The 12,767-nt window shown below is 70.0% G+C and carries 10 protein-coding genes; 8 read left to right on the top strand and 2 right to left on the bottom strand.

All coding sequences use genetic code 11. The features are described 5' to 3' along the window. The first annotated feature begins 71 nt into the window (after positions 1-71). The 7 genes from EV699_RS16865 to EV699_RS16835 all read left to right on the top strand — a co-directional run bounded on the left by EV699_RS16865 (position 72) and on the right by EV699_RS16835 (position 8,826). Positions 72-998: a DMT family transporter gene (locus EV699_RS16865; protein ID WP_132544940.1), complete on the top strand. Its 927-nt coding sequence runs from the start codon at positions 72-74 to the stop codon at positions 996-998. A gap of 35 nt (positions 999-1,033) precedes the next feature. Then, complete coding sequence (locus tag EV699_RS16860; protein WP_132544938.1) at positions 1,034-1,693, top strand: retropepsin-like aspartic protease family protein; 660 nt, start codon at positions 1,034-1,036, stop codon at positions 1,691-1,693. Positions 1,694-1,824: 131 nt separating this feature from the next. After that, the gene (gene prsT / locus EV699_RS16855) at positions 1,825-4,668 is read left to right on the top strand and encodes an XrtA/PEP-CTERM system TPR-repeat protein PrsT (RefSeq protein ID WP_132544936.1); all 2,844 of its coding nucleotides are present in this window, start codon (positions 1,825-1,827) and stop codon (positions 4,666-4,668) included. Between the two features lie 165 nt (positions 4,669-4,833). Next, positions 4,834-5,415 (top strand): ANTAR domain-containing response regulator, encoded by a 582-nt coding sequence (locus EV699_RS16850; RefSeq protein WP_243662714.1) that lies wholly within the window; start codon positions 4,834-4,836, stop codon positions 5,413-5,415. A gap of 375 nt (positions 5,416-5,790) precedes the next feature. Further along, positions 5,791-7,053 (top strand): CmpA/NrtA family ABC transporter substrate-binding protein, encoded by a 1,263-nt coding sequence (locus EV699_RS16845; protein ID WP_132544934.1) that lies wholly within the window; start codon positions 5,791-5,793, stop codon positions 7,051-7,053. A 16-nt stretch (positions 7,054-7,069) separates the two neighbouring features. Continuing rightward, a complete protein-coding gene (ntrB, locus tag EV699_RS16840) occupies positions 7,070-8,005 on the top strand; it encodes a nitrate ABC transporter permease (RefSeq protein WP_243662713.1) in 936 nt (311 codons plus the stop codon). Between the two features lie 14 nt (positions 8,006-8,019). Beyond that, positions 8,020-8,826 (top strand): ABC transporter ATP-binding protein, encoded by an 807-nt coding sequence (locus tag EV699_RS16835; RefSeq protein WP_132544932.1) that lies wholly within the window; start codon positions 8,020-8,022, stop codon positions 8,824-8,826. Between the two features lie 187 nt (positions 8,827-9,013). On the opposite strand, the gene EV699_RS16830 is transcribed toward EV699_RS16835, so the two are convergent. Together EV699_RS16830 and EV699_RS16825 are read right to left on the bottom strand one after the other, a co-directional pair. Then, positions 9,014-10,747: a bifunctional protein-serine/threonine kinase/phosphatase gene (locus EV699_RS16830; protein WP_132544930.1), complete on the bottom strand. Its 1,734-nt coding sequence runs from the start codon at positions 10,745-10,747 to the stop codon at positions 9,014-9,016. Positions 10,748-10,855: 108 nt separating this feature from the next. Further along, positions 10,856-12,322 (bottom strand): NarK family nitrate/nitrite MFS transporter, encoded by a 1,467-nt coding sequence (locus EV699_RS16825; RefSeq protein WP_132544928.1) that lies wholly within the window; start codon positions 12,320-12,322, stop codon positions 10,856-10,858. Positions 12,323-12,554: 232 nt separating this feature from the next. Between EV699_RS16825 and EV699_RS16820 the strand changes: the two genes are divergently transcribed. Continuing rightward, on the top strand, positions 12,555-12,758 hold the full coding sequence (locus EV699_RS16820) for a hypothetical protein (protein WP_132544926.1): 204 nt from the start codon (positions 12,555-12,557) through the stop codon (positions 12,756-12,758). Positions 12,759-12,767 lie beyond the last annotated feature (9 nt).

Below are 12,767 nucleotides of genomic sequence, written 5' to 3'. Positions count from 1 at the left end.
CTCTCCCTTTGCTGCTGCCGATGCCGCCGGAGCGTTCGCGCTGCGGGCCGCATCACCACCAGGGTGCCCGCATGCCCGTGCCTGCGATCGACTGGATTCCGCGCCTCGGCCTGCTGGTCGCCATGCTGCTCTGGGGCAGTTCGTTCGTCGCCTTCAAGATCGCGCTCGCCGGGCTGCACCCGTACTGGATGCTGTGGCTGCGCATGGCGCTGGCGGCCCTGTGCTTCGCCCTGCTGCTGGCGCGGCTGCGCATCGTGCCGCCACGCCCGGGCGATCTCAAGTACTGGCTGCTGATGGTGCTGTTCGAGCCCTGCCTGTACTTCCTGTTCGAGGCGGTGGCGCTCGCCAACACCAGCGCCGCGGCGGCCGGCATGATCACCGCGCTGCTGCCGGCGCTGGTCGCCCTGCTCGCCGGGATCGTGCTGAAGGAGCGGGTGACGCCGCGGACGGGCGCCGGCTTCGCGCTCGCCATCGCCGGGGCGGCCTGGCTGAGCGTCGCCGCGGAGTCGGATGCGCAGGCGCCGGCGCCGCTCTTCGGCAACCTCTTCGAGCTGCTCGCGATGCTCTGCGCGGCGGGCTACACGGTGCTGATGAAGCGCCTGAGCCGCCACTACGACCCGCTGTTCCTGACCGCGCTGCAGGCCTGGGCCGGTGCGCTCTTCTTCGCGCCGCTGCTGCTGCTGCCGTCGACGCCGTGGCCGTCGCACTGGCCCGCCGATGCGCTGCTCGCGGTGGCCTACCTCGGCACGGTGATCACGCTCGGCGCCTACGGCCTGTACAACTACGGCATCAGCCGCGTGCCGGCGGTGCAGGCGGCGGGGTTCACCAACCTGATCCCGGTCTTCACGGTGATGTTCGGTTTTGCGATCCTCGGCGAACGCTTCACGCCGGCCCAGTTCGCCGCTTCGGCCCTGGTGTTCGCCGGCGTCGGCCTGAGCCAGTGGGATGACTGGCGCCGGCACCGCACGCCGCCGGGCGCGGCGTCCACGGGGAGCTGATCGGGGCTTCCCGTCCTTTTGAGGAGCATGCCGCCATGCGTTCACCCGTGTGCTTCCATCGACTCGCCCTGGCGTTCCTGCTGCTCGGCGCCGCCGGCCCGGCGGCCGCCGCAGAGGTGCGCGTGCTCGCGCTGTTCGAGGGCAAGGCGGTGCTCGAGGTCGACGGCCGCCAGCAGACGCTGGCGCAGGGCGAAACCGGCCCCGGCGGCGTGCGCGTGCTGCGCGCGAGCCCGAGCGAGGTCACCGTCGAGATCGACGGCCGCGTGCAGCGCCTCGAACTCGGCCGCCACATCGGCACCCGCTACGCCGCGCCGGCGACCCGCGAGGCGCAGATCCTGCGTGCGGGCAACGGCGCCTACGTCGCCCGCGGCGCGATCAACGGCTACCCGGTCGAGTTCCTCGTCGATACCGGCGCCAGCACCGTGTCGCTCAGCGGCCGCGAGGCCGAGCGCCTGGGGCTCGCCTTCCGCACCCAGGGGAGCCGCATCGGCGTCGCGACGGCGCAGGGGGTGACCTCGGGCTACCAGCTCATGCTGGCGCGGGTGCAGGTCGGCGAACTCACGCTGAACAACGTCGAGGCCATCGTCATCGACGGCGAGTTCCCGGTACGGCCGCTGCTCGGCATGACCTTCCTCGGGCGCATCGAGATGCGCCACGAGCAGGGCCTGCTGGTGCTCAGGCAGAACGCACCCTGACCCGGCGCCGAATGTAACGAAGCTTGTCTGGCGTGCGCTCCACCGGCGTGCGAGGGTGGCGGCCGCGCGGCGTGCGGACGGGGTTCCGGATCGCCGCCAATCCGAAGTGGTCGACCCATGGAGAGCTGTGAATGTTGCGCAAGCGTGGAGACGAGAATCCCGTGCGCACCGGTGTGCCGGTGACGCTGCGGGGGGCGGTGCGGGCCGGGGTACTCGGCCTGATCATCGCCGGAGGCGGGATGCTGGGTGGCTGCGAGTCCGAACTGACCGACGCGCAGTACGTGGCGCGGGCCAAGGAGCTGGCGCAGAAGGGGGATCTGCGGGCATCGGCGATCGAGCTGAAGAACGCCCTGCGCAGCAACCCCAACAACGCCGAGGCGCGCTGGCTGCTCGGCAACCTGTACCTCAGCGTCGGTGACGGCGTGAACGCCGAGAAGGAACTGCGGCGCGCCATCGAGCTGAAGGTGTCGCCGGTGGCGGTGGCCCTGCCGCTGGCCAAGGCGCTGTTCCAGCAGGAGGCCTACCGCAAGCTGATCGACACCATGCCGATCGTCGACGGCATCTCGCGTGCCGAACGCACCGAGTGGCTGGTGCTGCGCGGGCGGGCCCTCCTGTCGCTCGGCGAAGCGGACAAGGCGCGCGCCGAGATCGCGAAGGCGGTCAGCGAGGACCCCGGGGCGGCGCAGACCCTGCTGGGCCAGGGGCTGCTCGCGTTCCTGTCGGGCGACCTGCGCGCGGCCAAGGAATGGACCGCGAAGGCGGTGGCGAAGGACCCGGGGCTGGCCGAAGCCTGGACCCTGAACGGCGACGTGCTGTTCGTCGAGAACGCGCAGGACGAGGCCATCAAGGCCTACACCAAGGCGATCGAGAGCCGTCGCCTCAACCTGCTCGACTACGTCAAGCGCGCCCAGGCCTACCTCGAGCTGAACCGGCTGGACGAGGCCAAGGCGGACATCGACCACGTGCTCAAGCTCTCGCCACGCAGCCCCGACGCCAGGTTCCTGCAGGGGGCACTGGCCTACCGCCAGGACCGGCTGGAGGAGGCGCAGGGTGCGCTCGAGGAGGTGATCCGGGCACGGCCCGACTACGCCATGGCGCAGATGTACCTGGGCATGACGCTGCTGCGGCGTGACGCGCGCCAGCAGGCCGAGGTCTACCTGTCGCAGGCCGCCGCCCGCCTGCCGAACGTGTTCGAACCGGCGTTCGCGCTGGCGACGCTGTACGTCGGCAACGGCGATTTCGCGAAGGCCGAGGCGCGGCTGCAGCCCTTCGCCGCCCAGCGCGCCAACGACCCGCATTTCCTCGCCCTGCGCGGCGACGTCTACCTGCGCCAGAACAAGGTCGGGCCGGCAGTGCAGGACCTCGGCAAGGTCGCGACGCTGCAGCCGCAGTCGGCGCGCGCCCACCAGATGTACGGCCTTGCCCTGATCGCCGCCGGCAAGCGCGACGAGGGGCTGCAGGAACTCGAACGCGCCGTCGCCCTCGATCCCAAGCTGCGCACCGCCGACGTGGCGATGATTTCCACGCACCTGCGGGCCAAGGAGTACGACAAGGCGCTGGAGGCGGCGCAGCGCTGGCGCCAGCGCGAGCCGGGCGACGCCGCGGCGCTGAACGCCATCGGCCGCATCCAGTACCTGCGTGGCGAACAGCAGGCGGCGCGCGAGGCGTTCACGCAGGCCAGCCAGGAAGCCCCCGACGACCTCTTCGCTACCCGCAGCCTGGCCATGCTCGACGTGCAGGGCGGCGACATCGAGGCGGCGCGCAAGCGCGTCGAGGCCTTCATCGCGCGCGAGCCGGACAACCTGCGCGCGCTGCTGGACATGGCCGGGCTGGAAGCGAGCAGCGGTCGCGTGGACGCCGCCGCCGACTGGCTGCGCAAGGCCATGGCGGCGCATCCGCAGGCGCCGCAGCCGCGCGCGATGCTGGCGACCTACCTGGTCGAGCGCGGCCAGGCCGAGCAGGCCATCGCGCTGCTGAAGGACCCGGCGGCCGGCAATCATGACAACGACCCGGCGTTCCTGCAGTCGCTGGCGGAAGCGCAACTGGCCGCCGGGCAGGCGGCGAATGCGGCCGTGGTGCTGGAGCGCGTGCAGTCGCTGCGCCCCGATTCGGCGCGCGTCGCCTACCTGCTGGCGCGTGCCTACGCCGCCAGCGGCGACCGCGAGCGCGCCCGCGCGAGCCTGCAGCGGGCGCTGAAGATCGAGCCCGGCAACGTGCTGGCGTCCGCGGCGCTGAGCCGCATGTTCGCGGTGGACGGCAAGACCGCGGAGGCGCTCGCGGTGCTCGACGAGGCCCAGCGGGTACACCCGGAGAGCAACGAACTGCAGGCGCAGCGCGGCGCGCTCGAAGCGAGCTTCGGCGACCCCAAGGCCGCCGTCGCCACGCTGACGAAGGTCTTCGAGAGCACCCCGACCCCGGCGCTGGCGATCCAGCTGGCCCGTGCGCACCTGCGTGCCGGCGCGATGCCGCAGGGCATCAAGGTGCTCGAGGACTGGGTCGCGCAGCATCCGGGCGATACGCCGGTGTACCGTGAACTGTCGGAGTTCTACGTCGCCGCCAACCGCGAGGCCGACGCCGCGGCGATGCTGAAGCGGGTGATCGACGGCGGCAACGACTCCCCGCTGCTGCTCAACAACCTGGCGTGGCTGCTGCGCAAGAGCGATCCCAAGCAGGGCCTGGCCTACGCCCAGCGCGCGGCCGACCAGGCGCCCAACGTCCCGGTGGTTATGGACACCTACGGCGTCCTGCTGCTCGACAACGGCGAGGTCGAACGCGCGGTGAAGGTGCTGGGCGAGGTGGTGCGCCTGTCACCGGGCAGCGTCAGCTCCCGCCTCAACTACGCCCGCGCGCTCGCCCGCCAGGGCGAGAAGGCACGCGCCGAGAGCGTCCTGAAGGCGGCGCGGCCGAGCGGCCCCCAGGCCGACGCGCAGCGGGCGGAGATCGAGAAGCTGCGCCAGGAGATCGCGCGCCCCTGAGCTGGAGGCGCCGGGTGCCGTCGTCGCCAGCGGCCGCGGCGATGGCACCCGGACGGCGCCAGGGGCGGGCGGCGCAGCGGCGGTGGGGGGGAGCGCACCGCCGCCATCGTCGCTGGCTTGCTCCTTGCTATACGTTGCATCGAACGTTCACCTGGAGACCGCCCCTTGGCTGCCTTGCGCGTCTTGCTGATCGATCCCTCGCCGGGCCGCTCGGCGATCCTGGAGCAGGCGCTGCGGGATGGCGGCTGCGAGGTGGTGGCGCGGCTCGGCTGCTGCGACGACCTGCTCGGCCAGGTGACCGCGCTCGCCCCCGACGTGGTGCTGGTCGACGTCGATTCGCCCGACCGCGACGTGCTCGAGAACCTGCACAGCGTCGGCCGCGACAACCCGCGGCCGATCGTCGTCTTCGCCGCCGACGACTCCAGCGACACGATCGCCGCCGCGGTGCGGGCGGGGGTGAGCGCCTACGTGGTCGACGGCCTGCTGCCGCATCGCGTCAAGCCGATCATCGACGTCGCGATCGCACGCTTTCGCGAATTCCAGGCGCTCAAGCGCGAACTCGAGGCGACCCGCAACCGCCTCGCCGAGCGCAAGCTGGTGGACAAGGCCAAGGGCCTGCTGATGGCGCGCAAGGGCTATGGCGAGGCCGAGGCCTATGCGGCGCTGCGCAAGCTGGCGATGGACCGCAACCAGCGCATCGGCGAGGTCGCGCGCAACATCATCGATGTGCTGGAACTGCTGGGCTGAACCGCTTCCTCCTTCCGCTCACGCCGTCTACCTCTTAAGAATTATCTGAATTACCTCTTTGGTTGCATCAAATGGGGGCATAGGGATGCCGCAGCGCACAACGCTGGGGCGCCCGTCGGCGCGCGGTAGCCCGACGGCCGCCGCCTTGCGCGCATGAACCCAGATGGAATGCGCCTTTCCAGGCGTTGGCACAGGTATTGAATCCATTAGTCGCAAAGCTCGCGCAGAGGAACCAACGGTGGTTCCGGGGCGCGGGGCGTGGCTGCCAATGTCGGCGGCCGATCGGATAACGGCGTCCGACCACCGCGCGTTTCTCCCCGTTGCGCCCGGTGTGTCCGGACGCTTTTTTTTCGCCTGCGAACTGGAGAGACCTCGATGAGCCAACGCCGCGACACGGACAACCTGAGCCGCCGCAGCTTCCTGAAAGCCGGCGGCCTGCTGCTGGGGGGAAGCGCGATGCTGGGCGCCGCGCCGGGCTGGATGCGCACGGCCGCCTGGGCGGCGGGCTCCGACGCGCCGGAGAAGCCGGAAGTGAAGATCGGCTTCATCCCGCTGACCGACTGCGCGTCGGTGGTGATGGCGGCCGAGCTCGGCTTCGACAAGAAGTACGGCCTGAAGATCACCCCGACCAAGGAGGCGAGCTGGGCCGGGGTGCGCGACAAGCTCGTCTACGGCGAGCTCGACGCGGCGCACGTGCTCTACGGGCTGGTCTACGGCGTGCAGCTCGGCGTCGGCGGTCCGCAGAAGGACATGTCGGTGCTGATGAGCCTGAACCACAACGGCCAGGCGATCACCCTCGCCAACCAGTTGAAGGACAAGGGCGTCACCGACGGCGCGGGCCTGAAGAAGCTGATCGAGAGCGACAAGCGCGACTACACCTTCGCCCAGACCTTCCCGACCGGCACCCACGCGATGTGGCTGTACTACTGGCTCGCGAGCCAGGGCATCCACCCGCTCAAGGACGTCAAGTCGATCGTCGTGCCGCCGCCGCAGATGGTCGCCAACATGCGCGTCGGCAACATGGACGGCTTCTGCGTCGGCGAGCCGTGGAACGCGCGGGCGATCGCCGACGGCATCGGCTTCACCGTCACCACCACGCAGGACATCTGGGTCGATCACCCCGAGAAGGTGCTCGGCACCACCCGCGAGTTCACCGAGAAGTACCCCAACACCACCCGCGCGATGCTGATGGCGGTGCTCGAAGCCGCGCGCTACATCGACACCGCCGGCAACGCCGCGCAGGTGGCGAAGGTGATCGCCGGCAAGGCCTACGTGAACGCGCCCGAGGAGGTCATCCTCGGGCGTTTCACCGGCGAGTACGCCAACGGCCTCGGACGGCAGTGGAAGGACCCCAACCACATGAAGTTCTTCAACGACGGCCGGGTCACCTTCCCCTACCTGACCGACGGCATGTGGTTCATGACCCAGCACAAGCGCTGGGGACTGCTCTCCACCCATCCCGACTACCTGGCGGTGGCCAGGCAGGTCAACCGCATCGACCTCTACGGCGAGGCCGCGAAGGCGCTCGGCGTGGCGCTGCCCGACTCGCCGCTGCGCAGCGCCCGCCTGCTCGACGGCGTGGTGTGGGACGGCTCGAACCCCGCGGCCTACGCCGACGGTTTCGCGATCAAGGCCTGAGACGGAAGGTGACGACATGAACGTGGTGCTCCCGATGAAGCCCGCCCCCGAGCAGCCGCCCGCCGCCGACGCGGTGCTGATCGAGCCGAAGAACGCCGATGCCGCCACCGCGGCGCTCGCCGCTGCGCCCAGGCCCCCGGTGGCGGCCGCGGCGCCGGCGCGCCCCGACCTGCTGGCGCCGCTCGGGGCGTTCCTGAACGCCGTGATGCCGGCGCTGCTGGGCCTCGCGCTGCTGCTCACGCTGTGGGCGGCGGTGGCGCAGATGAACCCGCAGCTGCCGGGGCCGCTGAAGACCTGGGAGGCGGCCGTCGAGGTGTTCGCCGACCCGTTCTACCGCAACGGCCCCAACGACCAGGGCATCGGCTGGAACGTGCTGTCCTCGCTGCAGCGCGTCGGCATCGGCTTCGGCCTGGCCGCGCTGGTGGGCATCCCGGCCGGCTTCATCCTCGGCCGCTTCCGCTTCGCCAACGCGATGCTGCAGCCGGTGATCGCGCTGCTGCGCCCGGTCAGCCCGCTCGCCTGGCTGCCGATCGGCCTGCTGGTGTTCAAGAAGGCCGACCCGGCGGCGACCTGGACCATCTTCATCTGCTCGATCTGGCCGATGATCCTCAACACCGCGCAGGGCGTGCAGCGGGTGCCGCAGGACTACCTCAACGTCGCCCGCGTGCTGAACCTGTCGGAGTTCAAGATCGTCACCCGCATCCTGTTCCCCGCGGTGCTGCCCTACATGCTGACCGGCATCCGCCTGTCGATCGGCACCGCGTGGCTGGTGATCGTCGCCGCCGAGATGCTCACCGGCGGGGTCGGCATCGGCTTCTGGGTGTGGGACGAGTGGAACAACCTCAAGGTGGAGTCGATCGTGATCGCGATCTTCGTGATCGGCGTGGTCGGCCTGCTGCTCGAAAACGCGCTGCTGCTGCTGGCCCGGCGCTTCCAGTACGACGCCAAGTGAGGGAGGGGACCGCCATGAGCACGAACGCCGCCAAGTACGTCCAGGTCGATCACGTCGACATGGAGTTCACCACCAAGAAGGGCACCTTCGTCGCGCTGCAGGACGTCTGCCTCAACATCGCGCAGGGCGAGTTCATCGCGCTGATCGGCCATTCGGGCTGCGGCAAGTCGACGCTGCTGAACCTGATCGCGGGCCTCACGCTGCCGACCCGCGGCGCGATGCTGCTCGCCGGGCGCGAGATTCCCGGCCCCGGCCCGGAGCGCGCGGTGGTGTTCCAGAACCACTCGCTGCTGCCGTGGCTGACCTGCTTCGAGAACGTCCACCTGGCGGTCGAGCGCGTGTTCGGCGGCAGGGAGAAGAAGGCGGCGCTGCGCGCCCGCACCGAGGCCGCGCTCGAACTGGTCGGGCTCGCGCACGCGATGCACAAGCTGCCGGGGGAGATCTCCGGCGGCATGAAGCAGCGCGTCGGCATCGCCCGGGCGCTGTCGATGGAGCCCAAGGTGCTGCTGATGGACGAGCCCTTCGGCGCCCTCGACGCGCTGACCCGCGCGCACCTGCAGGACGAACTGATGCGCATCGTCCAGGCCACCGGCTCGACCGTGGTGATGGTCACGCACGACGTCGATGAGGCGGTGCTGCTCGCCGACCGCATCGTGATGCTGACCAACGGCCCGGCGGCGACGGTCGGCGAGGTGCTGAAGGTCGACCTGCCGCGCCCGCGCAACCGCCTGGAGGTCGCCGAGGACGCCGCCTACAACCACTACCGGGCCGAAGTGCTGAAGTTCCTCTACGAGCGCCAGCGGCGTCCCGCCGCCGCCTGAGCCGGCAGCGCGCTGCCCCCGCCTGACGGCCGCCGGGGCGGGCCCGCACGGACCCGCCCCGGACGGCAGTGTCCTGTCCGCCAGCCACCCACCGGGAGGGCCCGTCGCGATGCCGCAGTCACGTGCCCCGAGGGCGACGGGCGCGCCGCGCCGCGCGTGCGCCGTGCCCCCCGCCGCTCGGCGGCGCTCAGCCGTGCAGCAGGTAGAGCAGGACGACGTTCGCCGCCAGCGACAGCAGCGTCAGCGCCCGCCAGAAGCCGGCCGGGTCGCGTTCGAGCAGCGGGCGGCGGGCGGTGCTCTCGGCGAAGCCCGCGCGCGGGTGTTCGAGGTCGAAGACCAGCTCCGTCTCGGCGCCGTAGCGGCGCAGCGGATCGAGCTGCACGGCCTTCTCCAGGGCCGCGTCGACCCACGCCGGCAGCTCCGGGCGGTAGCGGCGCGCCGGGGTGTAGCGCAGGCGCTTGAGGTCGGCGCGGGTGAGCTCGCGCCCCATCCGCTCGCCGTAGGGCAGTTGCCCGGTCAGCAGTTCGTAGGCGATGACGCCGAAGGCGTAGAGGTCGGCGCGCGGCGTCGAAGGTTCGCCGAGCAGCACCTCGGGCGCGGTGTAGTTGCGCGTGCCGAGCAGGTCGGTGTGCTCGACGGGGCTCGCGATCTCGTTGATGCCGCCGATCTTGACCGAGCCGAAGTCGATGATGTGCACCGTGCCGTGGCGGTCGATGTGGATGTTCTCGGGCTTGAGGTCCTGGTGCAGCATGTCCAGGCGGTGGAAGGCGCGCAGCCCGCGTGCGACCTGTTCGAGCAGGCGGCGCACCTCCGGCAGGCCGGGGCGCGGGTGCAGCGCCATCCATTGCCGCAGCGTCTGCCCCTCCAGGTATTCCATCACGGTGTAGAGGAAGCGCCGGCGCCGGGCCGGCTCCAGCACATGCAGCACGTGCGGGTGCTGCACGCGCCGGCCGACCCACTCCTCGTGGTGGAAGCGTTCGAGGTAGGCCGGATCGTCCTCGAAGTTGACCGACGGGGTCTTCAGCACCACCTGGGCGCCGCTGCCGGCCTCGTCGAGCGCCAGGTAGAGCTGGCTGGTCGGGCTCGCGTGCAGCTCGCGCAGGATGCGGTAGCCGTCGAGCAAAAGCCCCGGCTCCAGCGGCGGCGGCACCGGCAGCTCGGTGAGCGCCTGGAACGCCGAGTCGGCGTCGGCGACCGGCAGCGCGTCGATGCGCACGATCTGGCAGGTGAGGTTGTCGGTGCTGCCCTTGGCGCGGGCGAGGCTGACGATGCGCTCGCAGGCGGTGTCGAGGCTGTCGGTGCCGGCGTGGGCGACGGCGATGCGCAGCAGCTCGCGGGCCGGCACGTGCTCGTGCACGCCGTCGGTGGTGAACAGGTACAGGTCGCCGACCTCCACCGGCACCCGGCGGTAGTCGATGTCGAGGTGCAGGTCGACGCCGAGCGCGCGGTTGAGGTAGGTGCGTCCGCCGGCGTGCCAGACGTGATGGTCCTCGGTCAGCGGTTCGAGGGTGCCGTCGCGGATCTGGGCGATGCGCGAGTCGCCGACGTGGAACACGTGCGCGGTGGTGGACTTGATCACCAGCGCGCTGAAGGTGGTCACCAGGCCGCGGGTCGGGTCGCGCTGCTTGCTGCCCTGGCCGTAGAGCCAGCGGTTCAGCGCGCTCAGCACGCGCTCCGCCGAGGTCTTCACCTTCCACGAATCGGGGGTGGCGAAGTAGTCGGTGAGGAAGCCCTTGACCGCGCATTCCGCGGCGAGCCGGGCCGAGTCGCTCGAACTCATGCCGTCGGCGATCACCGCCGCCACCCCCTTGCTGGTCAGCAGGGGCTCGTCCGGCACCAGGACGCCGAAGAAATCCTCGTTCTCGGACTTGGTGCCGCGGTCGGAGAACTGGCCGACGGTGAGGCGCAGGCTACGCGTCATGGCGGGGCGGGCTCCCTGGCCGGGGGTGGAGGAGGCGCGGGACGTGACGCGCCCGCACCGCGCGCGGCAGCGGCCGGCGCGGTGCGGGCGGGGGTGGTCACGCGCGGCTCAGGCGACGTCGATCATCTGCACGGTGCCGTCGGGCATGATCTCCGCCATCTGGCCGGAAGGTTCGTCCAGAAGCTGCACGATGACCAGCACGACGAGGGCGCTCGCCGCGATCACCAGGAAGAACGTCGCCGGCGTCACGAACGACAGCACGGTCAGGAAGACCACGCTGCCGACGTTGCCGTAGGCGCCGCTCATGCCGGCGATCTGGCCGGTCAGCCGGCGCTTGATCAGCGGGATGATGCCGTAGACCGCGCCGCAGCCGGCCTGCACGAAGAACGAGTTGACCACGGTCACGGCGACGGCGGCCCACAGCGGCCACTGGCCCATGAAGCTCATGCCGAAGTAGCCGAAGGTGATGCCGACCATGACGATGCTCATCGTGCGCTTGCGGCCGAAGCGGTCGGAGATCAGGCCGCCGGCGGGGCGGGCGATCAGGTTCATGATCGCGAAGCTCGACCCCACCAAGCCGGCCTGCACCAGCGTCAGGCCGTACATGTCCTTGAAGTACAGCGGCAGCATCGACACCACGGCGATCTCCGAGCCGAAGGCGATCGCGTAGGCCGCCGACAGGATCGCCACCTGCTTGAACTTGTAGCGGTGGATCTGCGGCACGACCTCGCCGGCGAGGATGTTGCGGTTGACGTCGACGATCTGCCAGATGTTCCAGGTGAACAGCGCGAGCAGCGCGGCGTAGACCGCGTAGGCGGTGTTCTGGTCGATCAGCTTGAAGCCGGCCGGCGACAGCTTCCAGGTGAGCACCAGCAGCGCGGCGGTCATCGGCACCTGCAGGAACACGTACAGCCAGAAGTCACCCTTGCTGGTCACTTCCATCGCGCCGAGCTTCTTCGGCTTGAAGTAGGTCGAGCCCTTCGGCGTGTCGCTGGCGCCGAGGTAGAACAGCCCCGCGTAGACGATGGCGATCACGCCGGTGACCGCGACCGCCCAGCGCCAGGCATCGGCGCCGCCGAACGCCAGCGCGATCACCGGCAGGCTCAGCGAGGCCGCGGCCGAGCCGAAATTGCCCCAGCCACCGTAGATGCCCTCGGCGAAACCGACCTGCTTGGCCGGGAACCACTCGGAGATCAGGCGGATGCCGATGACGAAGCCGGCGCCGACGCAGCCGAGCAGCAGCCGGGCCATCGCCAGCTGCTCGTAGCTGTTCGCGAGCGCGAAGAAGAAGCACAGCCCGCCGCAGATCGCCAGCAGCGCGGAGTACATCCGGCGCGGGCCGAACTTGTCGACCAGCATGCCGACGAAGATGCGCACCGGGATCGTCAACGCGACGTTGAGCGTCAGCAGCGCCTTCACCTGCCCGTCGGTGAGCTGGAAGGTGTCGCGGATCGAGGCGAGCAGCGGGGCGTGGTTGAACCACACCACGAAGCTGATGAAGAACGCGACCCAGCTCAGGTGCAGGATGCGGACATTACCGCTGAACGACAGCAGGTTGATTTTCGGTGACGACATCGGGTGAGTCCTCCAAGCAAGCGATACCTGACGGCTCCCTTTGGCAATTGCCGGGCCAATCGCCGCAAAGCCGCGAAATGCCTGACGACTCCGGTTTCCGGTGGCGATTGCATGCCGCCCATTCGATGCCGCAGCGCACAAATGCGGCGCGAAAGACTGTTCCGCCATGAAGCAATTGCACTGAATCGGGGCAATGACCGACGCTTAGGCGGCACTCCATGGGTGCACTCAAGTGGGTATCAGCGAATACCACCAAAGAGGTATTTGTGAGTATCCACAACAGCTTATGGTGCGATTTTGTGCGCTGCACCAGTTAAATGCAACGGCGCGGATTTTGATCGACATTGGTGCGACGGCGAAACTTGGTGCATCTCGAACCGTGCTGGCGCAAGCCCACAAAAGCAATGCCGAACAATACATTACGACGATGAATTAGGACTGGCAC

Source organism: Plasticicumulans lactativorans, assembly GCF_004341245.1.
Classification (GTDB): Bacteria; Pseudomonadota; Gammaproteobacteria; order Competibacterales; family Competibacteraceae; genus Plasticicumulans_A; species Plasticicumulans_A lactativorans.
The sequence above is the reverse complement of the archived record's forward strand: the minus strand, read 5'-3'. Positions and strand labels throughout refer to the sequence as shown.